The organism is bacterium (assembly GCA_016699995.1).
Classification (GTDB): Bacteria; Patescibacteriota; Doudnabacteria; order UBA920; family UBA920; genus UBA920.
Genome location: CP064996.1, coordinates 884660 through 910964, shown reverse-complemented (window position 1 = coordinate 910964; position 26305 = coordinate 884660). Strand labels below are relative to the sequence as shown.

The 26305-nt window shown below is 41.5% G+C and carries 29 protein-coding genes and 3 tRNA genes; 14 read left to right on the top strand and 18 right to left on the bottom strand.

Translation table 11 applies throughout. The annotated features are described in order from the left end of the window. Positions 1-206: 206 nt before the first annotated feature. Positions 207-524, top strand: coding sequence for a hypothetical protein (locus IPM19_04890; GenBank protein QQS23426.1), 318 nt, complete (start codon positions 207-209; stop codon positions 522-524). Between the two features lie 334 nt (positions 525-858). Here IPM19_04890 and recF read toward each other — a convergent pair whose 3' ends face one another. The 3 genes from recF to dnaA all read right to left on the bottom strand — a co-directional run bounded on the left by recF (position 859) and on the right by dnaA (position 4642). Beyond that, positions 859-1959, bottom strand: coding sequence for a DNA replication and repair protein RecF (gene recF, locus IPM19_04885; GenBank protein ID QQS22919.1), 1101 nt, complete (start codon positions 1957-1959; stop codon positions 859-861). A gap of 6 nt (positions 1960-1965) precedes the next feature. Next, a complete protein-coding gene (gene dnaN / locus IPM19_04880) occupies positions 1966-3063 on the bottom strand; it encodes a DNA polymerase III subunit beta (protein ID QQS22918.1) in 1098 nt (365 codons plus the stop codon). A 220-nt stretch (positions 3064-3283) separates the two neighbouring features. Then, positions 3284-4642, bottom strand: coding sequence for a chromosomal replication initiator protein DnaA (dnaA, locus tag IPM19_04875; protein ID QQS22917.1), 1359 nt, complete (start codon positions 4640-4642; stop codon positions 3284-3286). Positions 4643-4847: 205 nt separating this feature from the next. Here dnaA and rpmH point away from each other — a divergent pair, with 205 nt between their 5' ends. From rpmH to IPM19_04850, 5 genes are read left to right on the top strand one after another with little or no spacing between them, the layout of a single operon-like run. Then, on the top strand, positions 4848-4982 hold the full coding sequence (gene rpmH, locus IPM19_04870) for a 50S ribosomal protein L34 (protein QQS22916.1): 135 nt from the start codon (positions 4848-4850) through the stop codon (positions 4980-4982). A 1-nt stretch (position 4983) separates the two neighbouring features. Further along, positions 4984-5322, top strand: coding sequence for a ribonuclease P protein component (gene rnpA, locus IPM19_04865; GenBank protein ID QQS22915.1), 339 nt, complete (start codon positions 4984-4986; stop codon positions 5320-5322). Further along, complete coding sequence (gene yidD, locus IPM19_04860; protein ID QQS22914.1) at positions 5323-5556, top strand: membrane protein insertion efficiency factor YidD; 234 nt, start codon at positions 5323-5325, stop codon at positions 5554-5556. A 6-nt stretch (positions 5557-5562) separates the two neighbouring features. Continuing rightward, a complete protein-coding gene (locus IPM19_04855) occupies positions 5563-6273 on the top strand; it encodes a YidC/Oxa1 family membrane protein insertase (protein ID QQS22913.1) in 711 nt (236 codons plus the stop codon). A gap of 11 nt (positions 6274-6284) precedes the next feature. Continuing rightward, positions 6285-6755: a KH domain-containing protein gene (locus IPM19_04850; GenBank protein QQS22912.1), complete on the top strand. Its 471-nt coding sequence runs from the start codon at positions 6285-6287 to the stop codon at positions 6753-6755. A gap of 26 nt (positions 6756-6781) precedes the next feature. Here the strand turns inward: IPM19_04850 and IPM19_04845 are convergent, their stop codons facing one another. After that, positions 6782-9604, bottom strand: coding sequence for a penicillin-binding protein (locus tag IPM19_04845; protein QQS22911.1), 2823 nt, complete (start codon positions 9602-9604; stop codon positions 6782-6784). A 152-nt stretch (positions 9605-9756) separates the two neighbouring features. Here IPM19_04845 and IPM19_04840 point away from each other — a divergent pair, with 152 nt between their 5' ends. Continuing rightward, positions 9757-10971 carry a tyrosine--tRNA ligase gene (locus tag IPM19_04840; GenBank protein ID QQS22910.1) on the top strand — a complete coding sequence of 405 codons (1215 nt, stop codon included), beginning with the start codon at positions 9757-9759 and terminating at the stop codon, positions 10969-10971. A 41-nt stretch (positions 10972-11012) separates the two neighbouring features. Here IPM19_04840 and IPM19_04835 read toward each other — a convergent pair whose 3' ends face one another. The 6 genes from IPM19_04835 to IPM19_04810 form a co-directional block, all read right to left on the bottom strand. Further along, positions 11013-11159 (bottom strand): hypothetical protein, encoded by a 147-nt coding sequence (locus IPM19_04835; GenBank protein QQS22909.1) that lies wholly within the window; start codon positions 11157-11159, stop codon positions 11013-11015. Positions 11160-11300: 141 nt separating this feature from the next. Beyond that, the gene (gene ruvC, locus IPM19_04830; protein QQS22908.1) at positions 11301-11783 is read right to left on the bottom strand and encodes a crossover junction endodeoxyribonuclease RuvC; all 483 of its coding nucleotides are present in this window, start codon (positions 11781-11783) and stop codon (positions 11301-11303) included. Between the two features lie 25 nt (positions 11784-11808). Continuing rightward, positions 11809-12351, bottom strand: coding sequence for a YebC/PmpR family DNA-binding transcriptional regulator (locus IPM19_04825; GenBank protein ID QQS22907.1), 543 nt, complete (start codon positions 12349-12351; stop codon positions 11809-11811). An 8-nt stretch (positions 12352-12359) separates the two neighbouring features. Then, positions 12360-13025: a 16S rRNA (cytidine(1402)-2'-O)-methyltransferase gene (rsmI, locus tag IPM19_04820; protein ID QQS22906.1), complete on the bottom strand. Its 666-nt coding sequence runs from the start codon at positions 13023-13025 to the stop codon at positions 12360-12362. A 46-nt stretch (positions 13026-13071) separates the two neighbouring features. Beyond that, positions 13072-13344 (bottom strand): hypothetical protein, encoded by a 273-nt coding sequence (locus IPM19_04815; GenBank protein ID QQS22905.1) that lies wholly within the window; start codon positions 13342-13344, stop codon positions 13072-13074. A gap of 22 nt (positions 13345-13366) precedes the next feature. After that, positions 13367-13443 (bottom strand) — tRNA-Ile (locus IPM19_04810). 155 nt (positions 13444-13598) lie between these two features. Here IPM19_04810 and IPM19_04805 point away from each other — a divergent pair. Continuing rightward, positions 13599-14876: a hypothetical protein gene (locus IPM19_04805; protein QQS22904.1), complete on the top strand. Its 1278-nt coding sequence runs from the start codon at positions 13599-13601 to the stop codon at positions 14874-14876. A 45-nt stretch (positions 14877-14921) separates the two neighbouring features. Here the strand turns inward: IPM19_04805 and gyrA are convergent, their stop codons facing one another. From gyrA to IPM19_04790, 3 genes are read right to left on the bottom strand one after another with little or no spacing between them, the layout of a single operon-like run. Further along, positions 14922-17405: a DNA gyrase subunit A gene (gyrA, locus tag IPM19_04800; protein ID QQS22903.1), complete on the bottom strand. Its 2484-nt coding sequence runs from the start codon at positions 17403-17405 to the stop codon at positions 14922-14924. After that, the gene (locus IPM19_04795) at positions 17405-17626 is read right to left on the bottom strand and encodes a hypothetical protein (protein ID QQS22902.1); all 222 of its coding nucleotides are present in this window, start codon (positions 17624-17626) and stop codon (positions 17405-17407) included. Before IPM19_04795 ends, gyrA begins: the two co-directional genes overlap by 1 nt. 45 nt (positions 17627-17671) lie before the next feature. Next, positions 17672-18301 (bottom strand): MBL fold metallo-hydrolase, encoded by a 630-nt coding sequence (locus tag IPM19_04790; GenBank protein ID QQS22901.1) that lies wholly within the window; start codon positions 18299-18301, stop codon positions 17672-17674. Positions 18302-18397: 96 nt separating this feature from the next. Between IPM19_04790 and IPM19_04785 the strand changes: the two genes are divergently transcribed. The 3 genes from IPM19_04785 (at position 18398) to IPM19_04775 (ending at position 21099) form a co-directional block, all read left to right on the top strand. Then, a complete protein-coding gene (locus tag IPM19_04785) occupies positions 18398-18922 on the top strand; it encodes a hypothetical protein (GenBank protein QQS22900.1) in 525 nt (174 codons plus the stop codon). A 31-nt stretch (positions 18923-18953) separates the two neighbouring features. Continuing rightward, the gene (locus IPM19_04780; GenBank protein QQS22899.1) at positions 18954-19508 is read left to right on the top strand and encodes a hypothetical protein; all 555 of its coding nucleotides are present in this window, start codon (positions 18954-18956) and stop codon (positions 19506-19508) included. A gap of 310 nt (positions 19509-19818) precedes the next feature. Further along, complete coding sequence (locus tag IPM19_04775) at positions 19819-21099, top strand: S1 RNA-binding domain-containing protein (GenBank protein QQS22898.1); 1281 nt, start codon at positions 19819-19821, stop codon at positions 21097-21099. 254 nt (positions 21100-21353) lie between these two features. Here the strand turns inward: IPM19_04775 and IPM19_04770 are convergent, their stop codons facing one another. The 3 genes from IPM19_04770 to IPM19_04760 form a co-directional block, all read right to left on the bottom strand. After that, positions 21354-22616 carry a trypsin-like peptidase domain-containing protein gene (locus tag IPM19_04770; GenBank protein ID QQS22897.1) on the bottom strand — a complete coding sequence of 421 codons (1263 nt, stop codon included), beginning with the start codon at positions 22614-22616 and terminating at the stop codon, positions 21354-21356. A gap of 102 nt (positions 22617-22718) precedes the next feature. Next, positions 22719-22805, bottom strand: a tRNA-Leu gene (locus IPM19_04765). Positions 22806-22811: 6 nt separating this feature from the next. Continuing rightward, positions 22812-22886 (bottom strand) — tRNA-Cys (locus tag IPM19_04760). 210 nt (positions 22887-23096) lie between these two features. On the opposite strand from IPM19_04760, the gene IPM19_04755 reads away from it, so the two are divergent. Then, a complete protein-coding gene (locus IPM19_04755) occupies positions 23097-23378 on the top strand; it encodes a hypothetical protein (GenBank protein ID QQS22896.1) in 282 nt (93 codons plus the stop codon). 68 nt (positions 23379-23446) lie between these two features. Here IPM19_04755 and IPM19_04750 read toward each other — a convergent pair whose 3' ends face one another. After that, entirely contained in the window at positions 23447-24121 is a 675-nt protein-coding gene (locus IPM19_04750; GenBank protein QQS22895.1) for a hypothetical protein, read from the bottom strand. 450 nt (positions 24122-24571) lie between these two features. Between IPM19_04750 and IPM19_04745 the strand changes: the two genes are divergently transcribed. Beyond that, the gene (locus tag IPM19_04745) at positions 24572-25342 is read left to right on the top strand and encodes a site-2 protease family protein (GenBank protein ID QQS22894.1); all 771 of its coding nucleotides are present in this window, start codon (positions 24572-24574) and stop codon (positions 25340-25342) included. Continuing rightward, positions 25326-25562 (top strand): hypothetical protein, encoded by a 237-nt coding sequence (locus IPM19_04740; GenBank protein ID QQS22893.1) that lies wholly within the window; start codon positions 25326-25328, stop codon positions 25560-25562. Before IPM19_04745 ends, IPM19_04740 begins: the two co-directional genes overlap by 17 nt. Before the next feature lie 48 nt (positions 25563-25610). Here the strand turns inward: IPM19_04740 and IPM19_04735 are convergent, their stop codons facing one another. Beyond that, entirely contained in the window at positions 25611-26198 is a 588-nt protein-coding gene (locus IPM19_04735; protein ID QQS22892.1) for a Gmad2 immunoglobulin-like domain-containing protein, read from the bottom strand. Between the last annotated feature and the right edge of the window lie 107 nt (positions 26199-26305).

The following is a 26305-nucleotide window of genomic DNA, read 5'->3' as shown; positions in this document are numbered from 1 at the left end:
GGCACTATTGTCAAAAGCCGAGAAAAGTCTGACAAGAGAATCCTGAAGCATATTTGAACTATTGGCGTTAAACCTACGTTCCCCACACAGGTTTTGGGTTATATAGAAAAAGGTAACTAAAGTAATAATAGATTCAAAGCTCCCTTGTTAAAGCTGGTTAATTCTTTTAAAGAAAAACCAAATTTCAAGCAAAGGCTGAAAAGTTTATAAAAACTAAAGATTACCTATGGAATAGCGGATACTTTATTTGGAAGACGGAAACAATTCTAGAACTTTATAAGCAGCATCTGCCGGGAGTATATAAAATCCTAGAGAAGATTAAACCATATTTAGGAACCGGCAAACAGCAAACTGCCATCGACAAATGGTATCCAAAAATGCCGAAGGTGGAAGTAGAAAACGGTATCTTAGAAAAAATCAAAAAAGATATTTATACCATCGAGGCAGATTTTGATTGGATTGACGTTGGAAGCTGGAAAGTTATTAAAGATGTCCAAGCTAAAGCATGGAGAGAATTTTGTTAAAGGATTACATGTAGAGCATGGTACAACCAATTCGTTAATTTATAATTATAATCCAAAACAATTAGTAACCACCTTTCATACAAATAACTTAGTTGTAATAGTCACTCCAGATGCTATCCTCATTGCTGACAAAGATAACAGTACGGAGCTTAAACAGCTGATATGGAAAAGTTAAAATCTAATTCAAAATACAAAAAGTATTTGTAATATAGTTTATATAAAATAAAAAAGGTATTAATTAGAGAGATCCTCACTACACAGTCGGCAGCCACAGACTTGTGGCGTTGCCGGCGTAGTAGTTCTGGATCGAACTAATAATGCCTTTTTTATTTATTTAAACTTGTTCAGTACCTTGTTCTTCCACAACTGCCGGGCTTAGGGTTACGTGCTGACCAACCATTTCTAATGGATGTGTAGTGGTAATAAATGTCTGAAATTTACCTTGTAAGTATTTAAGCAAGAAGGTGCGGCGGGTATCATCCAACTCGCTAAGGACGTCGTCCAGCAGCAATATCGGGGACTCACCGTCTTTGGTCAAATACTCTAATTCCAATATTTTTAGGGCTAATATCTGACTTCTCTGCTCCCCACGAGAGGAGAATGATACTAGGAACAATCCTTCGCTCTGGAGGAAGAAATCATCTCTATGAGGTCCTACAAGGCATGTAGCGGCTCCTAACTCACGCTTCTTCATGTCATCAAGCTTAGCTAGGAAATCATTGTAAATCTCTTCTTCGGTTTCTCCGGAGATAGTTTCATATACTAACTCTACAGTGCGTTGAAATTTAGAAATGTTAGTATAAACTTCGGAGAGGTTCTGATTTAAGAAATTTACGAACTGCTTGCGGTACCAGATGATTTTAGATCCATAGTTTGCAACCTGCTCGTTCCAAGTATCTAGCTCGGCAACATCGCCAATCCCCTGCTTTAAGTCTTGTAGGAAGCGATTTTTCTGGGTCATCGCTTTTTTATAACTTCCTAATAAGTCTAAGTAATCAGCGTGCTTCTGAGACAGGACCATATTGAAATACTTACGGCGGGCTTCGGGTGCTTTAGTAAATAGATCCACATCACTAGGTTCGAAGATTACAACCTTTAAGAACCCTTGAGCTTCTTTGCGTTTCTTCTTAACGCCGTTTATTTTAAAGTTTGCAAAGATACGCTCACGTTTTTCTAAAAATATTTCCAGTGTATTAGTTTCACCTTCACTTGTTTCGAAGTCGATCTTTATTTTTGAATCATTAGTCGTCTTTAAGAAAATAAAGTCTGCGTCGTTGCGGAAAGATTTAAATAATGAACCAAAATAAATAGATTCTAGTAAGTTGGTTTTACCAACAGCGTTAGGGCCAGATAGAATAACCATTTCACTCGTAACAGCCAAATCTAAATCTGGGTAGTTTCGAAAGTTTTTTAAATTTATTTGTTTGATTTGCATATTACTTTATTGCTGCTTAATTGGCATTACCAGGTATAAGTAAGAGGTATCACTTTCCGGTACAAATGTTATCGGTTCATTCTCATCGATTATCTTCATAACCAGTGTATCAGTATTAAGGTTGTTTAAGAAATCAGTCAGGTATCGATAATTAACCACTAATGTCCCAGATGGTCCTGTAATTCTGCAAACTACATCCACCTTGCTTTCACCTAAATCATGCGAAACCGAGTTTAACTGCATAGTATTCTTTTCGGAGTCATAATTTATGGTGATACTTCCAGAACCTTTAGAAAACACACTACTAGTCTTTAATGCGGAATTTAGGTCGTTTCTGTCGAAAATTACTGTTGTGTTGTGGGTATCGGGGATAATTTGCTGATAATCTGGGTAGCTACCATCCACTAATCTGGTTACGATGTAAGTATTTTCCAAATTAAAGGCTAATTGAGTGGTTGTGACGCTGATTTCCACTTCGCCATCTAATCCGGTTAATAAACGGGAGATTTCCGAGGCACTTCGATGAGGAATTATAATCTTCAAATCAACGGAGCCTTGGTATGGTATTTTCTTCTCTGCTAAACGATATCTATCTGTAGCGGTTATTAACACATTCTCCCCACCGAACCAGAATAATACACCTGATATTTCTGGTTGGGTTTCGGAAGTAGAAGAAGCAAATATTACCTGATCCAACGCTGATTTTAACTCTAACGCATTCATCTTAACCAGATTAGAATCTTCAATTTTGGGAATCAAAGGGAAGTCCTCTGTTGGTAAGTGTTTAATTTTTACATTACTGTTATCGGTTGTGATTGCAGTTTCTAGCTCTCCGCTTTCTAAAGTAATATTTTCGGATGGCAAGCTATTTATTAAATCTGAAATAGTTTTTACACCAACGCAAATCCCACCTTCTGATTCTACCTTACATCTAACGTAAGTACTGATACCTGTTTCTAAGTTAGTTCCGGAAATTTTTAGTAAACCATTATCGGTTTCTAACATTACATTGTTTAGGATTGGTAAAGTTGAACTATTACCTACTACCCGGCTTACGGTCTGTAATCCATTCTTTAAATTTTCTTGAGTGATAATTACTTTCATTATTATTTCTTCTTTATATATTTAATTAGTAGTAGTAATAAGTCCTGTGGATTCGTGGATAAGTAATTTATCGACCGATGTTTATTACCTACCCGGTGAAATTTTATGTTTATAACTTCTTTATATTTCTGTGAATTATTATTGATAACTTTTTAATATTTACTTGATTGATTATTTAACATAACTTTATCAACATGCTAATCAACACTTTATTAACAAGTTATCCGTAAATTTTTTCTAGTATTAAATCTAGTTCTTGCTTGATTTGGTCCTGAGCACCCACTGCCTTTTCTACTTTTTCTACCCCATGCATTACAGTCGTATGGTCTCTTCCTCCAAAAAATTCACCTATTAACGGAAAGGAGCTACCTAGTTCTCTGCGGATTAAATACATGGCCGCTTGCCTTGGTTTTACATACTCTTTCCGCCTAGACTGCTTTATAAGGTCGTCGACAGTGATGCTATAAAAGGTGGCAACAGATTCGGCAATTTTCCTTATGGAAACCGATTTTTTCTTTGCATTGATGATATTAGTAAGGAGCTCTTTTACTTCATTCAGGCTGATTGGACCATTCTCTATCTGCTGGTAAACGATAATTTTATTCATCGCTCCCTCTAGTTCCCTGATATTGTTTACGATGTTTTCGGAAATGTATTCAATAATATCATCATTAAGCTTAATACCAGACTTTGCTAATTTGGTTTTAAGAATAGCGATACGTGTTTCTAAGCTGGGAGCGCTTATATCCGCAACCATCCCCCACTCGAATCTAGAAACCAACCTCTGTTCGATCGCTGGGATATCTTTTGGCAAGCGGTCGGCAGTCATGATAATCTGCTTTCCTTTGTCTCTTAATTCATTGAATGTATGAAAGAATTCTTCCTGAGTTTGTTCTTTACCGGCAATAAACTGAATATCGTCAATGAGAAGCATGTCAACATTTCTGTAACGCCTTTTGAAGTCGTCCATTTTTTTATGGCGTACAGCCTCAACATAATCGTTGGTAAACTTTTCGCTGGTAGTATATAAAACACGCATGCGAGGATTGTTGGCAATCAATTTATTACCAACCGCATGCATTAAATGAGTTTTACCTAAACCAACACCGCCATAAATAAATAGCGGGTTGTATTGCGTCCCAGGATTTTTAGAAACACCAACACCGGCTGCGTGAGCAAGTTCGTTGTTTTTTCCAACAATGAATGTTTCGAATGTATAAGCTTTGTTTAGAGAGCTGGTTTGGTTGATAGGAGTCTCTTTGTAAGCTACGGTATTTTTGCTGGTAGATTCTGTGCGCTGCAGTAAAGTTCCTTGTTTTTCCGTTTCGGTCTTTAAGCTTCCGACATGGTAGCGGATTTCTTTTATTTCTGGAGAAAGGGTTTTTAGAGATTTAAGCAATAAAACGTGAAATTTATTTTTAATCCAATCCAAGGCAAAATTACTCGGCACCCCAACTATTAGGTAATCATCCCCTTTTTCAATAATTCCTGTATTTTTGAACCAAGTGTTAAAATTTCCCTTGCTTAAACTGATTTCTAGGCTTCCAAGCATGGCTTGCCATAGCTGTTGATTATTCATATTTTTCATTCTACCGAGGAGTTATCAACATGTAAACCACAAGCAAAAATGGCTTAAATAAGCACTATTATTTGTAGAGTGTGTAAAAGTTGTGGAAAAGCTGTGGGTCTTGATTATTTCCTAATAAATAACGAAAATAGGTGTTGACCAAACTCAGATTTTTCAATATAATTGTTTGGTATAGGGATGCAATTTACCAATTTTTATGAAACGAACTTACCAACCAAAAACTAAGAAACGCGCCCGAGTGCATGGTTTTCGCAAGAGAATGCTGACTCGCACTGGAAAAGCAGTAATTGCCCGCCGCCGCCAAAAAGGACGCAAGAAATTAACAGTTTAATATGTTGCCAAAAAAGAACCGCCTCTCTAAAACCGCTGAAGTAAACCTTACCACAGCTAAAGGGCGGACTTTTTTTAGCCCATCTTTTTTGGTAAAATTCTTAAACAAGCCAGAAATTCAAAATCCTCAAATTACCGTTATAGCATCAACAAAAGTTTCGAAAAGCGCTGTGGTTCGAAACCGTTTAAAGAGAATAGTTCGACAAGGCTTGCATGACCACGTAGATAAAATTAAACCTGGTTATTATGTGTTTGTACTAAAACACTCCGCTACTGCTACCGAACCTGAAGATATTCGCAAAGAGCTTTTACTAACACTAAAGAAAAGTAAAATAATTTAAATGAAATTATTACTAATCAGCTTAATACGCGTATATCAAAAGACTTTGTCTCCAGATCATGGCTGGATAAAATTCAAATACCCTTATGGGTTTTGTAAATATTATCCGACTTGCAGCGAATATGCAGTGGAATCGATTAAACTGCACGGTTTAATTAAAGGGTCGCTATCTGCAATAGTTAGGATAGTAAAATGCAATCCTTTTTCTTCACCAAAAATTAACAAGCCAATATAAACACTTATGTTAGGAATTTATCACGAAGCAATTTATCGTCCCATCTTAAACCTTTTAGTAGGTTTGTATAATGTCTTTCCCATCCAGGATATTGGTATTGTAATAATTTTGGTTACCATTGCTATCCGGGTCATTCTGGCTCCGTTCATGCACAAGTCTTTAAAAGGACAACGTGCCTTAAGCGCCTTGCAGCCTAAGATGAATGAGTTGCGCGAAAAGCACAAAGACAATCGCGAAGAACAAGCCAAGGCGATGATGGATTTATATAAGGAACATAAAGTAAACCCTTTCTCCTCTTGTTTACCAGTGTTGATTCAGCTCCCAATTTTAATCGCTCTGTATCAGGTATTTAGCAAGGCTCTGCGCGGCAACCTAGATGGTCTCTATGGGTTTGTTACTAACCCTGGCACATTAGACCCTAAGTTTTTAGGCTTAGTAGATTTGGCCCACCCAAACATCGCTTTTGCCCTTTTGGCAGGCGCGGCACAGCTCTGGCAATCCAGAATGATTACTAAATGGCAGGGAAATAGCAATAGCCAGGATATGACCACTAAAGCCTTAAATATTCAGATGACCTATGTGTTACCGGTTATTTCGGTGGTTATTGCTTGGACGTTGCCTGCCGGCTTGCCTTTATATTGGATAGTTACCACCCTGTTTGCGGTTGCCCAGCAGTACTATGTGCAGCGCACCCATAAGACAATTGAAGTAGTTTAACTAATATATTAATGAACACTGATTACGAGACAATCGAATACATTAAAAAAACCATTACGGACTTGCTGCAGTCAGGTGGTTTTAATGTCCGGGTTGAGTACGAACAGAGCTTAGTCAGTGGCTTAATATTCCACATAAAGTCTAATCAGTCTAAGCTTCTTATTGGACGTCAGGGTATGACTTTGCAAGCTTTAGAGCATTTAGTTTTTGCTATCGTAAACCGTCATCAAAAAGATTCTAGCGAGCCTGTTAGGTTTTCCTTGGACGTCGATGAATACCGATCTCACCGCCAGTGGCAGCTGAAGCAAACTGTTAAAGATGCAGTCAGTAAACTTAAGTATAGTAAAGAACCAGTTATTCTTCCGCCTATGCCGCGGCACGAAAGAAAGTTTGTTCATAATTACATTCAGGAGCAGTACCCTCACTTGAGCACAGAAAGCATTGGCGAAGAACCAAAACGCAGCATTAAAATGAATATTTAAAAACTCTCCTTGCGGAGAGTTTTATTCTAATCGATTTGAATTGTGATTTTGTTGCTTGTAGTGCCGTTGCTGCTTCTGGCGTACACAATGTAAGTTCCGCTTTTCGGCTGGCTGCTCCAGGTAAGAGTGTAGTAATAATCCCCTTGGCTGTTAATGACATCTGCAGCTCCAATATTTTTTGTGCTGTTACCTGTTTGGTAGTAGAAATTAACACCGCTTAGGTTGCTAGAGCTCTGTGCTTCTAGCTCTAAGGGGAAAGAAACAGAATCTCCTTCCGATGGATTAGTGAGGGTTAATCCGCCATCAATGGCATATTTAATTTGAATGCTCGAGCTGGCAGTGCTGCCGTTGCTGAACGTAACCCTGGCCGTTAAAGTATGGTTGCCGTCACTTACCTTTTTATTGATCGGGCCCTGGGTGGTGCCTTTGCCAAAGGTGGCCGCATTTTCCCCATCTATTAAAATGTCAATTTTTGTGAATTCGCCCTCAACACCAAGGCTTACTGTAAATGGCAGTTTGGTAATTGTGGAGCCACCCTGAGGGGTTAGAAATGCAACTTTATCACTGTTGCCTTCGTTGGTGTTCTCAATACCGCTTCCCGGCGGGTATTTGTAGCCATTGGCCAGTGCCCACGCAATTACTGGCTGCTCCCAGGCCGCGTTATTAGGTTTTTCACTATGGAGTACGGTGTATATTTCTGTGATTCTGCGGTCAGCCGGAGTATCGTCGGTTGCCGGCAGGCCGGTGAGCGAGTCGATTTCTACTGGAACATGAACGTTGTCGTATTTCGTAGGAACTGCGTAGTCGGCAAATATTTCTGATTTTGTTTCCGGAGTGTGCTGCGTAGGAAGCAGGCCCGAGACGCTATCTACGGTAATCGTTTTAATTTGTTCTGGCTTGTTGAATTGTTCGACTGGAGTTCCCGCTAAAGCTTCGCGCATAAACTGATTCCAAATCGGACCAGCTGTTAATACTGCATCACGCTTCATAGGCGCGTTGTTGTTATTTCCAGTCCACACGCCAGCCACTAATGAAGGAGTGAATCCTACTGTCCAGCCGTCGCGAATTTCCTGAGTGGTTCCAGTTTTAGCAGCTACTGGTCGAGATGCCCCAAGTGTTAACGCAGAGCTGGCGCCAAATACATAACTGCGCGCGTTGTTGTCGCTCATGATGTTAACCACTTCGTAAACAGCTTGTGGGTCTAATACCTGTGAGCTCTTTTCTTTGTACTCTTCTAGAATTTCACCTTCTTGGCTCAAGACTTTGAGGATTGCAGTCTTCTCAACTTTTTTACCGCTGTTAGCTAATACTCCGTATGCCGCGGTGTGATCTAACAGCTTTACATCGCAGCCACCTAATACTAACGACAAGCCACAGTCTTTAAACGGCGCATCAATACCTAAATCTTTCGCAGTCTTAACAACGTTGTCGGCACCAACCAAAGCGATGGTTTTTACAGCAGGAATGTTTAAACTCCCAGCTAGTGCCTTTCGCATAGAGACTGGTCCGTTTTGAGAGAAGTTAAAGTTGTTGGGAGAATAGTCGCCGAAGTTGGTTTTGACATCCAATAGCATGCTTGCCGGACTGTACTTGAAGTCGCGACCGAAAGCAGTGACATAGGCGTAAGGTTTAAAGCTGCTACCCGGCTGCTGCAAGGATGTTGCAACGTTTACGTTCGGTTCGAATAAACAGGTCTTACCCTGAATACAGCCAGCTGGTTCGGATTCCCCAAAGTAATCTTTACTGCCGACCATGGCCAAAATTTGCCCTGTTTTGGGGTCAATTGCTACCAGTGCGGCGTTGTGGCCATTAGAGGCCAAATTCTTTTTCGCACCTTCTGCTACGGCTTTTTCGGCAATCTCTTGGAGTTTTGGATCGAGAGTGGTGTAGACTTTCATACCGCCCTCCTGCAAAGAAGTTTCACCGTACTTTTCTGCCAGATAGTTTTCTACATATTGTACAAAATGAGGAGCAACGATCGCAGTCTTGATAGTTTCGAACTTAACCTCTTCGTTTAGAGCAGCTTCTTTTTGTTCCGCAGTTATATATTTTAACTCTTCCATCTGAGCGAGAATATATCTTTGGCGGGCCTGTAAATCGTCAAAGTTGGGACCGCTTGGGTTGTAGTAGCTTGGTGCCTGAGGCAATGCCGCCAAATAAGCGCTTTGAGCCAGGGTCAATTCGTTCGCATGTTTGTTAAAGTAAGTTAAGCTAGCTGCTTCGATTCCGTATGCGTTGCGACCGTAAGGAATTTCATTTAGATACATTTTAAGGATCTCATCTTTGCTAAAACGAGCTTCCATTTCTATAGCAATGATGATTTCTTTACCTTTGCGGATAAACGACTTGTCGCGGGTCAAGATAGCGTTTTTTACAAACTGCTGGGTAATTGTACTTCCTCCCTGCCTCTTCTCTCTATATATAATATCCACGATTACAGAGCGAGCTAACCCAGTAATAGAAATTCCAGAGTGCTTGTAGAAGTTTTTATCTTCGGCTGCGATGGTAGCATTTTTTAGGTCAGGGGAAATTTGGTCCAGGTTAACTAAGGTACGCTTGATTTCTCCATGGACTTCGTAAATCAAACTCTCATCTTTAGCGTAAATCTTAGTGCTTTCAGGTACATTGCGACCAAGCAAGCGGTTTGGATCCGGCAGCTGGCGGCTGTAGTAAATAAATAGAAAAGCAATGAACAAAACCCCGGCCGCCCCAATTCGGAACGTCCAGGTGCCGATAGTGGACCATGGAAGCTTTTTCCAACCCTTTCTGGAAAACAGATCTTTGAACTTCCAGTCTTTCTTTGGTTTTGATGGTTCTCTAGGCGATGTAGAAAAGTTATATAATTTCATAAGATTAATACTGTTATTATACTGATTTTTAAGCTAAATAAGAAGAGTGTAATTAATATAACGCTCAAATAAGCGAAGAGTTTCGAAAGTATTAATTAATGCTATAATTCAAGTATATTTTACGGCTTAATCGGCCTTTAGTAACCTCTTATATGAAAATAAAATCGGATCTAAAAACAGTAGATCAAATCCTAACCCGCTCGATAGATTCTTTATATCCAAGCAGAAAAAGCGTTCGGGATGCGCTTCTCTCCGGTAAGCGTCTTACTATCTATGTAGGAATTGATGCAACCGCTGATTATGTTCACTTGGGGCATTCTACTAATTACTTGTTACTAGGAAGATTGCATCAACTAGGACATCAGATTATTGTATTAGTTGGTGATTTTACTGCAATGATCGGCGATCCCACAGACAAGTCCGCAGCCCGTGTTCGGTTAACTAAAAAACAAGTTCTTCATAATCTAAAAACTTTTAAAGATCAGATCGGCAAGATTTTGAATTTCAAAGACAAAAAGAACCCGATACAATTTAAATTTAACAGCCAGTGGCTAGCCAAGCTTAACTTTGAGGATCTTACCGATTTGGCATCTAACTTTAGCGTACAACAAATGTTAGAGAGAGATATGTTCGAAAAGCGCATTAAGGATAACAAGCCTTTGTATGTGCATGAATTCTTCTACCCATTAATGCAAGGTTATGATTCTGTGGCAATGGACGTGGATATGGAAATTGGCGGCACAGACCAGACGTTTAACATGCTTGCCGGGCGAACACTGCTTAAGCGTTATAAAAACAAAGAAAAATTTGTGGTGACTACAACTTTGCTTACAAACCCTGTTACCGGGGAAAAGATGATGAGCAAGAGTTTGGGAACTGGTATTGGGTTAAATGAGTCTAGCGAGAATATGTTTGGCAAGGTCATGGCGTTGCCGGACGAGGGAATCATTCAAACTTTTACAGACTGCACTCGAGTAAGTATGGAGGAAATTGATGCGAAGCAAAAAGCGTTGAAGCGAGGCGAAAATCCGCGCACTATCAAGATGCAGCTGGCTGCGGAAATTGTAACTATGTACCATGGACAGAAGGCCGCAATTGCCGCACAGGAAAAGTTTGTGAAGCAGTTTAGCAATAAAGAATTGCCGGATGAAATAAGGGAAGTTTCTTTGGCCGCCGGCAAGTACGCTACTACTGATCTGTTGGTTAAGCTGAGTTTAGCGGCTAGCAAAAGCGAAGCCCGCCGCTTGCTGGAGCAGAATGGCGTTAAGGTAAATCAAAAAACTTTTACGGATTCCGTCATGGACATAGGCAAAAAAAATAACCTGATAATCCAGGTTGGTAAGCGGAAATTCGTAAAAATAAAATAGTAGATACAAAAATAAAACCCCCAGAAACTGAGGGTTTTATTTTATTCTTCAGAACCTTCGCCTTCAGCAGCTGGAGCTACTTCTTCTTGAGTTTCCTCGTTAGAAGTTTCTTCAGTACCTTCGGTAGCGGTGTCGTCAGAAGCAGCTGGCATAGCGCCATCTTGCATCATTTCGTCGTCAAAGAACATGTTTGTTCTCCCTGCTTTAAAGTAACAAGTTACCCAAAGCGATTAGTTATAAAAAATACGCAGTCCCAAATAACAGAACTGTAAGAGAATAATAACACTTATAAATTATTTTGTCCAGTCCTTTTGAAAAGAATTTTATGATTATTTGCTCCGAGCCCAGGCTGTACACAGGGCAATGGCTAAGGCATCGGCTGCATCGTCCGGTTTTGGGGTATTTTTTAAACCGAAGGTTTGCTTGATCATAAACTGCACTTGCTTTTTGTCTGCCTTGCCATAACCGCATAAAATGTTTTTTACCTGAAGAGGGGTGAACTCAGATATTTCCAGTCCATTATTAACTGCAGCCAGTAGTACTACTCCCCTGGCTTGACTTACCGCCATTGCAGTTTTTTGATTGGTGGTAAAAAATAATTTTTCTACCCCCAACTTTTTCGGCTTGTATTTCTTTATCAAGAAATTTAAATCTTCGTAAAGAGTTTTTAAGCGCTCCTGGTCGGATTCCTTTTTCGATGTAGAGATCACGCCAAATTCTAAAATGTCGTATTGAGATTTCTTGGATTGATTTTGGTTGATGATCCCAAATCCCGTAGTAGCAGTACCGGGATCGATTCCTAAGATGGTCATAAGATATTTGTTTTCGGGCGGCGGGTTAGGCGATGTTTGTATAGACAGCAGTAACATCGTCATCGTTTTCCAGCGCGTCGTATAATTTTTCTGCCTTTGCTAAGTCTTCTTCACTCAGCTCAAGCGGCTGATTGCTTTCGAATTCTCCCTCGCTATTTTTGCTAAATTGCCAGGCTACACTGCCTTGACCTCCCATATTCCCGTTGTTCCTGGTGAAGATCGTTTTAATGCTCTGAACGGTGCGGTTTTTATTGTCCGTTACTGCCTCTATATAAAAGGCAGATCCGCCTGGGCCATAGCCTTCGTATACAGCTTCTTCTAAACGGGCACTGCCATCTAGCCCCAGGCCTTTTTTGATAGCTCTGTCTATATTATCATTGGGCATTCCTGCAGCCTTGGCTTTGTCCACCTCTACCCGCAATCGGAAGTTATGGGTCGGATCCCCGCTGTTGCCTTCCCGGGCGGCGACACTAATTTTTTTAGATAATTTACCGAATATAACTGCTCTTTTAGCATCGGCTGCCCCTTTGGCGCGTTTAATTGTCGACCACTTACTGTGTCCACTCATAAATAATATTATTTAAAAGATATTAATAACGTTATTTCCCCTTTTATTGCCTGACGAGAGTTTAGTATTTCTAGTACTGCTTTAGGACTACCATTTAAATACTCTTCATGCATCTTGGTTAGCTCTCTGGCCATGCATATTTTAGCATCCGGAAAAGTCTTATCGATAGCTGTTACAGTTTTAACTATTCTTTGGGGGGACTCATAGCCTATCAAGGTCGCCTCTATGTCTTTACTCTCCTCTATTATATTAATCAGCTTTGGCTCTGTCTTTGGGAAAAATCCCACGAAAATAAATTTGTCTGTTGGCAGTCCTGAACCAGCCAATGCTGTGATGGCTGCATTTGGTCCAGGTAAAGATACTATTTCTATGCCTTGTTCGCGACATTCTCTTACTAAGCGGAAGCCTGGGTCCGAAATTGTAGGAGTACCGGCATCGCTTACTAGGCACGCAGTTTCGGTTTTTAATCTTACAGTAATTTTAGTGGCAACAATTTTTTCATTGTGATCTGCTAGTTGTATAACTTCTTTTTTGGGAAGCTTTAACAACTGAAAAAGTTTATGGGTTTGGCTTGGGTTTTCGGCAATAACAAAATCGCACTCTTCTAATGCAGTACGAGCGCGATTGGTTATATCATCTAAATTTCCTAGTGGTGTCGGAACTATATACAACATGTGGCCATGATTGGTTTATAAAACGATTTGATAAAAATTACTTAGTTTAGCGGTCATCTAATTCTAGGCCAAACATCTCTTCTATAATATCGTATTCTAATTTCAAGCGATCCCGTTCATCTTCCATTATTTCTTTGGCTTCCGGCGCAGCGTCGTCGTACTTATCGCGAATATCTTTGAGTTCGCCGTCTATTTCTGCTAGTTTTTCGTAAGCTTGGTCTTCTGTTTCTGGCGCCATAGCCAGCCATTCCTCGTAAGACATGCCGAGCTTGTGTTCGTACTTGTCTTCAAATATATCTTTTTGTCGTTCTGGATCCATAAGAAAATAAATTAAATTTCTGTGGTGGGCGTGCATGGACTTGAACCATGGACCACCAAGGTATAAGCTTGGCGCTCTAACCAACTGAGCTACACGCCCTTGTTGTAGACAAAGCGCCGGCAATTTAGTAAATCTGCTCAGATCTGGCGCTAAAGTCTTATATATTATAGAGAAGAAAGGCCCTCCCAGCAATACCCCTCCATTGACTTAAGCTCAGGGTTTTGCTATTTTAATTAGTAATTTTAGGAGGAAATATGGAAGAAAAACTTGTTGAATATCAAGATCCATTGCATTTAAATTGGATCGTGCTTGATGGCAATTTTCAGAGATTGGTAAATTCTGATCTCGCAGTGAGAGCCCGAGACATTACCATGGGTACAGTGCCAAATGCGTTTCGTATGAATGGCGCTTTGCCAAGCCGTTTCCACCATAATATCGGTTCTTACTTGCTTACAGATCGTTGTGTAAGGGCGAATAACCAAGAGCTTTTTTCGACAGAGTTGGGAAACCTGTATCGAGCAGCAGCGATGATGCACGATTGGGGTAATGGCCCTTTTGCACACCTGACTGAGCGGTTAATGAAAATTGATATTGGCTACAACGGCGAAACTTTTCTACAAGTATTACTCGATAGCGAGATTGGCAAGTCTGCTAAATCGGCCTTAAATAATATGGGTGTTGATTCGGAAACATTGGTAAAATTGATTTCTGGAAATCTCGAACCGTATTCTAAGCTTGTTCATGGCGATCTCGATGTCGATAATCTCGATAACGTTTATCGTTATGCAATGTGTGCAAACTTAAAGGGCAAGGTTGGTTGCCCTTCCCTGGTAGCCACTAACTTTAAGTGGAGCGAGGAACAACAATGCTGGGGCATTGAAAAATCTGATCTACAGGCTGCTTTTAAGAAAAACCTAGGTATTGATATAAGAAAAACTAAAGACTCGGTACCAGAGGTTTTGCTCGATTGGAAGAAAACCCGCCGTATGGTTTATAGAGATATTTCGGAAGGTCCGCATATAATTGTAGGCACCATGTTGTTCTCTGCACTCTGGCAAGCTCACGCAAAGGGTTGTATCGGAATGGAAGACTACTTTGGTACAGACACTAGCATGATCAGGCTGCTTTCTGAAGCGAGTCCAGTAATGATGGACAAGATCGTTCGCATGAATTGGTTCGAGCAAGTGGCTCGAAGTAAAACAACCGAACCTAGCGAAAAGATGAAGCAGATTGCTGGCGACTCCATGATGAGAATGGAATTAGCGGACAGGTTTGCTATCCGTTATGGTATCGACATTAACCAAGTTACGGTTTATGTCGGCATTGACGGCATGGAACGTGCCATTAATGTGCCGGTATTTGGTTATGAAGGCGTCTCAACTGTTGAAGAGCTTTTGGTCCAGAAGTTTCCGGACGATCCCGAAGCTGTTACCCAGCCTCGTAATTATAGGGTCCATATCAATCTTGATAGGTCTGTAGCAGATGGCTTGAGAGAGCAGGCTCATGACTTTATTATTCAAGAAATTTGGTAAATCAAAACCGCGTTGTGTTTAGCAACGCGGTCTTTATTTTTCCTATTATACGACTGCAGCAGAGGCTACCGTATCATCACCGTTCAACTTCATGACTCTTACGCCCTGAGTGGCGCGTCCGAGTGTAGAAATTGTCTTTAGCGGGGTGCGAATAGTTTGGCCTTGTTTAGAGATAAGCAGCAAGTCTTTGTCTTCATCAGTTTTGCTCAAGATGCACATCGAGACGATCTTGCCGGTCTTATCAGTAATCTTTACAGTCTTGATGCCGCTGCCCGAACGCTTTTGAATTTTATAGTCTTTGATCGGAGTTTTCTTTCCTAAGCCATGTTGAGTAATAACCAATACTTCCCTACCTTGTCCTTCCATGTCTTTGGTAATGATATCCATAGAAATTACATGGTCGCCTTTGCGCAGCTTTACGCCGGTTACGCCGCTGGCGGTTCTGCCCATTGGGCGGACATCAGATTCTTTAAAGCGGATTGCCTGGCCGTCTTCGGTCGAAAGCATGATTTCATCTTCTCCAGAAGTGGTTTTAACCCATCGCAGTTCATCATCTGGCTTGAGGTTAATGGCGATAATGCCGGATTTGCGGACTTTAACGAATTCATCGCGCTTTACCTTCTTAATTAAGCCATTGCGGGTGGCCATAACTAGGAACTGGGCTTCACTCTTTTTAGACAAAGCCAGAACGGCTGTTGCAAATTCCTCTGGTGCCAACTGCAGGAAATTAACTAGAGCTTGGCCTTTGCTAGTGCGGCTGCTCTCTGGCAGCTCGTAAGCTTTGGTTACAAGCAAACGCCCTTTGTTGGTGAAGAACATGATGTCATCGTGGGTAGAAGCAGAGAGTACGGAATCCACCACATCTTCTTCTTTAAGAGTCTGGCCAATAACACCTTTGCCTCCACGGCTTTGCTGGCGATAAGTGTCTGGGGACTGGCGTTTGATGTAGCCTGACTTGGTAGTAGAGATGATTACATTATCTTCCGGGATCAAATCCTCGGCACTAAAGTCGCCAGTGCCCTGAGCAACAATTTGGGTGCGGCGTTCGTCGCCAAATTTGTCCTTTAGTTCGGTAACTTCGTCTTTGATGATTCCCAGAATTTTCTTTTCGGAAGCTAAAATCCCTTTTAGCTCTTTGATTAGTTTTAGCTTTTCATTCAGCTCGTCTTCAATTTTCTTGCGTTCTAGTCCGGCTAAGGTTTGCAAGCGCATGTCGAGGATGGCGCTGGCCTGAATATCTGATAACTTAAATTTCTTTACTAAATTGGCATGCGCCTCAACACGGTCTTTGCTTGCGCGAATGGTTTTAATGACTGCATCGATGTTGTCGAGAGCGATTTTTAAGCCTTCTAATACATGTGCGCGTTCTTCTGCCTTGCGAAGCTCGTAAGCTGTACGGCGGCGAACAACAACCTGACGATGTTCGATGTATTTTTCTAAAATAGTTTTTAAATTCAGTACGTGCGGTTCGATTCCATCTACCAAGGCCAGGGTATTCATGTGGAAAGTGTCTTGCAGCTGGGTGAACTTAAACAACTGGTTTAAGATTTTATTGGCCAGCGCGCCTTTTTTAAGTTCGACAACTACGCGCACGCCATCTTTGTCGCTTTCGTCACGCACGTCTTTAATGCCTTCAAGTTTCTTTTCTTGAACTAACAATGCGATCTTTTCGAGCATGGTCGCTTTATTTACGCGATAAGGGATTTCGGTAATCAGGATCCGCATTTGGCCATTGGCCATTTCTTCGATCTCGGTCTTGCCGCGCGTGACAATACCGCCTTTGCCGGTGGTATAAGCTTCTTTAATGGCTTTGCGGTCATAAATAATGCCGCCGGTTGGGTAGTCTGGACCCTTTACAATATCGGTAAGCTCATCGATAGAGACTTCCGGGTTGTCTATAACAGCAGTGATAGCATCCGCTACTTCTACGAGGTTATGAGGAGGGATGTCGGTGGCCATACCTACGGCAATGCCTAAGGTACCGTTTAGTAACAAGTTTGGCAGCTTGCCAGGAAGCACTGTTGGTTCCTTTTCGGTAGCGTCGTAGTTAGGGCGGAAATCAACAGTATCTTTTTCGATATCTTCTAAAATAGCTTCGGCAAACGGGCTCATTTTGGCTTCTGTGTAACGCATGGCCGCGGCATTGTCTCCATCCATAGAGCCAAAGTTACCCTGGCCGATAACCAATGGGTAGCGCATACTAAACACTTGCGCCAAACCAACCATGGTGTCGTATACTGCGGTATCGCTGTGAGGGTGGTATTTACCCAATACTTCACCAACTACTTTTGCTGACTTAGTGGTTTTTCCACCGGAGCGCAGACCCATGGAATGCATTGCGTATAAAATGCGGCGGTGAACCGGCTTAAGTCCATCGCGCACGTCTGGTAAAGCGCGGGAAACGATTACGCTCATCGCGTAATCCAAATATGATTCCTGCATTTCCTGTTCGAGGAAGCGCTGCTTAATCACTCCTAAATTGTTGTCTGCAACAGCAATTTCGCTGTCACTAGGATTCTTTTTGGCCATTAGTTATTGCTTTCAAATAATTTCGGTAAAGTATCTTTGCTTTCTTCTACATTCGTTGTAAAGTCGTCTATTACGTCTGTGCTCCTGCCTTCCCTATCGGGGATGCCGATTATGATCCATATGATCACTAGTACAAACGCAACAGAGCCGGTAATAATCAATATTATTCGGTTTTTGTGATGGTCAGGTTTTTGACGGATGTTTTCGATAATCTTTTTCATATTCGTGGTGAATAAAAATGTGTGAACACTTTCTTGTCTTTGTATTTAGCGAAGCGGGTCTAATAATATCATCTGAGTTTTTTCTTCCGTTAAATCTTTTTTCTTGATGTTAAGTTTTTCGATCGGCTCAGACTTAGCGCCGTATTGCTTTAAGAACACGTCAATTTTTTCGTTTGGCAGTTTGAGCCCAGGAATTTCGTAATGAGACGGAATGACAATTTTTGGCTGGATGTCATGAACAATTTGCGAAGCAATTTTAGGAGTTAGAACGCTGTTGCTGCCAACCGGCAAAATGAGGATGTCGATTTCTCCCAAGTCTTCTAAATCATTCTCTTTGATATTCCACTCGCGGATGTGGGTTAAGTTGAGAATGGCGATATCTTCGCTTTCAATGAGGTAAACTGTTACGTAGCGGCCAGGGTCTTGCTCCAATGGAATTCCGGTTACGGTCACTCCTTTTATATCGTATTCGCCAGGATCGTTAATTAAAAAAGGCTCCCCCGAAACTCCGGATACGGCGTTATAGAGCTTGTTGGCTTTTTCGGCCAGAATCAGGATATCGGCTGCACCGCGGGGCGGAGTCAGACCGGATTCTTTATCGAATGGGTCGGTAATTATAGTGGCTTCCTTAGTCGTAATTTTGAAGCTAGAAAGGCCGAAATATTGGATTTGCATAAGGGAATTATACCATTTTTTAGTATGGTACGCACTTGACTTATCGGCATATTTATGGCACTATTTAATGTTAGAAATTTCCTTAGGAGGAGTTATATGCAAAACTCGAAATGGATAGGTGCAGCTGATCCCCCTCGAAAAAACGGACCATACTTGGTTATGTTTGGTGTTAGGACAGACGATTGTCAGTGTGGCACTAAGATCGATACTCTTGAATTAAGTGTCGCTAATTTTTTTAGGTCAGACGGGTCTGGTCATGATTTGGCACGAATGCCATATTCACGCTGGTACAATGTTTGGAAACCAACGGCCGATAACGACATAACCTCATCAGTGGCTTTTTGGTGTGAAATACCAAAATTGGGTTGGCACTATAAGAAACAACCAAAGACTACAGGATGGTATTTAGTCTATCGTGATCGAGGTATTAATGAGCCTGACTTTGGCATACTCCTATACGAACAGGGTGTGTGGTGTTGGAATGGGGACAGGTCAATTCCCGTTAACGAAGAGATTATCAAGTGGACAGATATCCCCCAAAGGATCGATTACCACTCTAATTGTAGTCCTGAACAAAAAGAAAGGTATTATATTTATGACCCAAACGACTGGGGGAGATGAGGATTAAAGAATAGTCAATATAGGAGGTAGTATGAAATTGATAAACAATCTTACTGTCATGGCATTGTGGTTGATTACTTTAGCAACTCTTGTTGTAATTATTGGCCTAAGCTTTTTACTTGCTCTTACTGACTTTGGTTTAAGCTTAATGAAAGCAGAACCTACTCTTCTCAGCCTTGCATTTCGCTTGGTCTTGGTTGCGATCATTGGCTTACCTCTTGTGATGGCTGTTGGCAGAAGTCTTGATGCTTATAGTTTCAAAAAATGTACTGGTTTTCCTCCGCCGTTAAGCCATAGTCAAAAGCATCGTGATCTTTGGATGGTTAAGTATGGGGAAGATTTTCGCAGAATGATTGTGAGGTGCTGCAAGGCCTACGATGAAAAAGCTCTGGAACTTACTTTCGCGATTGCTAAAGCAGAGAAGAATCCGGGAGATGCAGTTCTGCTTAAGAAAATACCTAAGCTTCGCGAGGAAATTGCTTATATTATTTTTCGTGATGTATACCCGCCCTTGCTGGAGGCGTCAGCCTTTGGTTTAAACTTCGGTAAGTTGTCGGATTATACTGACTCAAACCAGACTTGTTAAAAAGCTGGTTTTTTTATTTCCCCGCCCTTTACAAATCACCACAAAACCGCTATAATTTCTCTACTTACCGGCGCACGCGCCTAGCTTGTCTGCCGGCTCTAAACTTGAGCCTGCTAACTAAGCAAATTTTAATCTTAACCCCCGGTGAGTCCAAGTAATAGGCGTGTTTAATAATTAATATATGATGAATAGTTTTTAGATTTTAACCAACGTCTAGACGTTGTTTTTATTTTGCCGACACCTGTTCCGCTGGCAATATTGTTTAAAGGCTTAATCAATTTATTTTCATATATTAGGAAAGAATTAATAAATGTCAGAAGAAAACTTAGCAGAAAACACAACAGGAAATTTGGGCGACAACAATACAGTAGCAGAAGCTCCGGCCCAGCAGGTTGTGCCTAGTGCTGTCACTGGCGACAGCAATGCGCAAACCATGAGCGACTTGCTGCAAAGCGGTGCAGAGATTCGCGTGCTAAAGCCCGGCGATATGATCGAAGGTAAGATCATTTCTGTAACCAAGAATGAAGTTTACTTAGATTTAGCTGGCTACGGCGTAGGCGTAGTTCGCGGCCGCGAATTATATGATGATCAAGCGACTCTAAATTCCCTTAAGCCGGGCGACACAATCGAAGCAGCTGTGGTAGAAACAGAAAACCGCGACGGCAACGTAGAATTGTCTTTGCGCCAAGCCGGACACGAACGCGTATGGCAGAAGTTACAAGACCTTATGGAAAGCCGCGAAGTTGTTAGCACTAAGATCTTGGCTGCAAACAAAGGCGGTTTGATGATCGAAATCAACAATGTGACTGGTTTCTTGCCGGTATCTCAGTTGTCTATCGAACACTATCCTCGCGTAGAAGAAGGAGATAAGAACCGTATTTTGGGAATCTTGAACAGCTATGTCGGTTCCAACTTCAATGTTCAGGTGATCACTGCAGACCCAGAAGAAGAAAAGTTGATCGTATCCGAAAAAGCAGTCTTCGAAGAAGAACTGCAAAAGAACCTGTCTGTGCTTAAAATCGGCGATATTGTTAAAGGACAGATTACCGGTATTGTGGACTTCGGCGTATTTGTGAAGTTTGATGAACTAGAAGGTTTGGTTCACATCTCCGAGTTGGCATGGCAGCGTATCGAAAATCCTAAAGATCTATTTAAGGTCGGCGATACTGTACAAGCTAAAGTAATCGCTATCGAAAAAGGCCGCGTGTCTTTGTCTATCAAGCAATTGCAAAACGATCCATGGCAGGAATCTGTAAAGAAGTATCAGCTCGGCCAAATTGTTAAAGGTAAAGTTTCTAAGATTATGCCTTTCGGCGTCTTCGTAGAATTGGACCAGGATATTCAGGGCTTGGCTCATTTAGTAGAGCTATCTCACGATGAAGTAAAAGATCCGTCCGAAGTTGTTAAAGAAGGTGAAGAGCGCGAGTTCAAGGTCATCTCTATCGAGCCGGCAGAACACCGCTTGGGCCTGTCTATTAAGCAGTTAACAGAAGCTCCAAAGAAAGAAGCTAAGGAAGAAGCTCCCGTCGCTGAGGCAGAGCCTAAAACAGAAGAAGCTTCTCCAGAAGCTACCGAAGAAAAAGCTGAATAATCCGTATGCAATGATAAAACCGCCTTTCGGCGGTTTTATTGGGTCCTGTTTAGGATAGACTCGTCATGCACATCATACCATGCATATGAACTCTTTTTCAAGAGTGGTGGAGCGGACGGGAATCGAACCCGCTGGGATAGGGTGACGAGTCTATCCTGCCCAACCAGGGACCCGCCCCACGCAACATAACTATTGCATACAGCAGGTCAAATCCAATTTAAGGAGTTACCAAGTTTAGATAAACTTGTTGTTAACTATAACTTCATTTCTTCTAGTATCACGGTAATCATTTTTTCGCTGCCTTTGCTGAGCAGTTTGAGCGTTACTCTATCCCCTACTTTTTTCTTGCTCATGATGCTAGGGAGTCTATTGCCTTCGTCTATCTTCTGTCCATCTATCTCGAGAATGATATCATTGGCGACAATCCCGGCTTTATCTGCTGGCGAGCCTGGCAACACTGCAAGTTCCGATTCTGTTCTGCCGCCTGTTACCAGTACGCCGTAATCGACAGATAGATTATTTTGTTCCTGTAGTTCCTTGTTGATCTCAGTGTAACGTACCCCTAAGTACGGGCGAATAATTTTGCCGTTCGTTTTTACGGATTCAACAATGTTTTTTACGCTGTTACTGCTTAGTGCAAACCCAATGCTGTTGGCTCCGTTAGCAACTGCTACGTTAACTCCAATTACTTCACCAGATAAATTAAGCAAAGGCCCTCCGGAGTTGCCCGAGTTAATACCGGCATCGGTTTGGATTAGCTGATCCAATGATTCGGAATTACCTCTTCCGTCAGAAGCTGTTATGGAACGGGATAAACCGGATACGATGCCTAAAGAGACGGTATTGCGGAATTCCGCTAGCGCATTCCCAATCGCTATTACGGTTTGTCCTAATTTAACCTGGTCGGAATCTGCAAAGTTTAATGACGGGAAGTTATTGCCGTCAATTTTCATTACCGCTAAATCTTGCACCGGGTCGCGATCGATAACTTTAGCTTCATATTTTTTACCGTCATTGGTAAAGACTGTGTACTGTGCAGTTGTATCTGCAACAACATGTTTGTTGGTAACGATGTAACCGTCGCTCGAAACTAAGAAACCAGAACCCCCGCCAATCTCTTGCAACTCAGTTCCGTTCTGGCGAAGTTGTGGGATTTGAAAACCACCAAATGGACCAGGTATATTCTGATAAAATCTTTCGTAAGTTGGCACGTTTTTAGAAATAGTTATAGCTACCACGGCAGGGTTGGCAGCTTCTACGGCGTCGACAACGGCGTTTTCTGATTCCGAAACTGTTCTAACGCTGGTCCTGTTATTTTGAGATGGATTAAAAACATAGCCTACTACTAGGGTTGTGATCAGCGCCGTAATTAAACTGGTGATAACAATTTTTTTTGTATCACTCGCGGCTGGTTCTGGGGTTGCTGGCTCTCGTGCAGATGATTCTATTGTACTAGATACTGAATTTAATACCGGCTCGACGTTATTTGGGTTGGTTGTGTTTGTATTATTTTCCATATGTTTATTTTATTCCTAACGCTCGAGGCAATCAAGTTCCTAAAAATACTTTGCTGTATATAAGGCAAAAATAAAAAAACACAGCGATCACTGTGTTTTCTATGGTGCCTGAGGAGGGAATCGAACCCTCAATCCCTTTCGGGCCCAGGATTTTAAGTCCTGTGCGTATACCAGTTCCGCCACCCAGGCATTTAGTGGAGGTGCGGGCGGGAATCGAACCCGCGCATCGAGGTTTTGCAGACCCCAGCGTTACCACTTCGCCACCGCACCATATCTTGGTAGTGGATCTGGCAAGCCAGTCCACTCCTCGTTCGTATCGGCAAAGCCGTCACTCACTTACTAAAGTATTGGTCGCGGATGCGGTAAACCGCCCCGCTTCTTAAGATAACTATATAATTTTAACTGAACCTGTGCATTTATTCAAGAAAGCTGATCTTAATTTTTTCTGCTATAATGCAGGTAATTATTAACCTTTATTATATGGAAAGAGAACATATGAGCATTGGTTCTGAAGTTAGAGGAAATCCTCAGTATCTCGACCAGGAACAGGAATCAGCTGAACTTCACAAGGTGCAGCTGCGGCAAAAAATTGAATCATTACAGGCCGAAATTGATAAAGCCAATGATAGGCTTGCAGCTGCCGAATCTGATGAAATGATTGATAAACAAGCTGCTGATGAATTGTTGGATAATCTTACATCCGAACTTGATAAGCTTCAAAGTGAATGGAAAGATAAGTATGGCTCCGAAACCGTTCATTAATGACTAACCAGTTATTTTAAAACCCTCGCCTTTCGGCGAGGGCTTTTAATTTCAATTCAATTCCTAGCTTATTTTACCAAGGCTAGTTCGTGAACTGCAACGGATACATTTGGTTGGTTGGCTAAAGCTAAACGTTCTTGTTCAGCTTGAGCTGTAATAGCAAGCAATTCTTCGCTTACCTTATTACAACCATTTACCCATCGAGCGGAACCAGGTACTACGTATACGCCTTTCATTTTGGCACAAGTAGTATACTTTTGCTTATAAGTAGGCTTTTCTAATAAAGCGCTCATGTCCTTAAACCAATCCAGCTTCGTTGCATAACGACGCCAAGATGGATGACTAGGGCTTACACCTATACCACTACAGTTGTTGTTGGCACAACGTTTACCGAAGTTGCTTTCGACGAAACTGATAGCTAAGGCGCGTTGCCACTGAGGTTGCTTTACGATTTCATCAGAGTAGATAGCCAAAGGGGAACCTTTCGATTCCAAATACGCCTTTACTTTCTTAACTAAGATATCGTTCTGAACTAACTCATCATAAGATAGACCAGTAGTAGCAGGAATGATTTCTGTTTTTTGTTTTGAGTTGACTTGAAAAACTAGAGCTTTTTCACCTGAGTTCTGTACAGCAAGAGCTGCGGCAGCAGTCTCTGGATAAACCATAGTGACTACTGGTAAGAAAGCGACCATTAAGATTACTTTCTCAACTGCAGAACTTAAGGATAAGCGAGCTGTCATTTATTCAGTGGCAACTCCTTAACCTCTATTTCTCGGCAAAAGGGTCTTATAGAAAGGGAAAGCCTTTGTATTCGAAAAAAGAGGATTGAATGATAAATTAGTGACCTTTGGGGTTACTGCAACTTTGGCGCTTTTTTAGACTAGTTTCGCAAATTTCCTAATATATTCGGCTAATTGCCATATATATTGAGGGGTCTTTGCTATTAAAAAAGACTGCCAATAGCAGTACCTTACATACCTATTATACCTTAAATCTGGCTTAATTACAAGTCTTTTTAGTTCATTTACGCCTTATTTAAGCCAAAAGACCTTTTTTTTGGCTTGCCCAAGGGGCGAATCGGAACCCTTTTGCGCTTATTTAACAGGGGTTTGACTACTGGTTCAGTTTTAGATGTGATAGCTTGTCGTGTTTAGAAGAAGTGCGAAAATAATTTAAGGAGGGAAAATGTTTTGGAGAATCAATTAGAAGAAAAGAAGCCATTCTGGAAATGGCTGTTGTTACCCCTGATCCTTTTGTCTAAGTCAAAAATAATTTTGACGGCCCTGAAAGCCGTTAAAGCCGTGAAGTTCTTGAAGCCATTTGTGACCTTGATTACTATGGCCCTGTCCGCCTTTGTTTATTCTTTTATTTGGGGAATCTGGTTTGCTATTGGATTTGTGATTATGCTGTTCATCCATGAGATGGGGCATGTGATTGCGTTAAAAATTAAGAAGTTGCCCACCTCTGCTCCGGTATTTATACCAATGTTGGGCGCGGCAATCTTTGCCCCAGAGTTCAAAGGCAAGCAGAATGAAGCTTTTGTCGGGATTGGTGGTCCCTTACTAGGCGGTATCTCTGCTTTGGTACTGTTTGGTATCTGGGCAGTTCTGCCAACTCAGTACGAATTATTGCTGATACTAAGTTACTTAGCGGCATTCATTAACCTGTTTAATCTTATTCCGATTCGTCCTTTGGATGGTGGAAGAGTTACCCAGGTTATTGGAGACTGGTTTAAATGGGTAGGATTTGTTTTGCTATTAGCTCTGACTATAGTTGTTCACCAGCCTCACATTCTGCTCATTTGGCTGATTATTATTGCTGATCTTAAAGTTAATCCAACTTTCAAGATGATTACTGCCTTTGTCTGTCAGGGATTGATGATGATTCTAATGCTCACTGGGTTTAGCACTCAGCCTTTCTGGCTTAACATGCTCGACATCGGTTTTGGCGTCCTTTATTAATCTAGGTGTATGGTTTGAATACAAGAGGCTCATAACCCGCGACCAAGAACCCGAAGACGAGGAAGTTGTTCCAAAGTCCGTCCAGGTTAAATGGTTAGGTTACTATTTGGTTTTGATTGCCGCTCTGCTGGCTTTGATGTTTACGCAAATACCGTATTTGCCTAAGCAGCTGCATCCGCAGCCAGAAGCGGAACAGACCGAGATGATCAAGACTGAATAAATATAAATCCTGTTTTTCGACAGGATTTTTTATTTTGCTTTTATTTCATTATTCAAACCGTACTGGGATGCGGAGTTCTTGGTCATTCTCCGGCAATCCGGACGGGTTGTCCTTTTTTAAAATTAGAGTACCGGTAGCTGTAGCTGGTTTAGAGAAAGTGAGTGTGCCCTTGTAAGAAACAAAGTTGGTAGTCATCCATTCCTCAGTGGTCATAATAGGCTTTAGTGCTAGCTCCTTACCGTTTGCGTCTAGAAGTCGGGCAGGGAACGAGGCTTCGAAGAACCAATTGCCCCGAGCTTTTCCGTTAATCTGCAAAGGCGAGCTAACTATTTGATTAGGCCGAGGACTTTCTGAACGAATCAAATCATTCATTTCCAATTCATTGCCAATATCTTGAGTAAAGGTTTGGCCGTTTGCAGTACATCTTGCCGGATAACTTTCCAGGCTCGGATTGCCTGCAGCTACACACTCATCATAATTAGTGATTTTTGTCGGTTCTTCTGGGATTTGATTATTTGTTTGCTGGGCAGGGCTTTCTTGGGTATCTTTCTGCTGGGGCGTCATAAAATAGACTACTCCCACCAAGACAATAGCAGTTATGACTGCTGGTAATAAGTATGATTTAAATGATTTCATAATTATATAAATAAGGTTCAAATGTTAATTATCAGTATTATAGTTTGTATACGTTTTTGTATATAGATAGTAACACATCGAAAATTAACAAAAACCCCCTCTCGGGA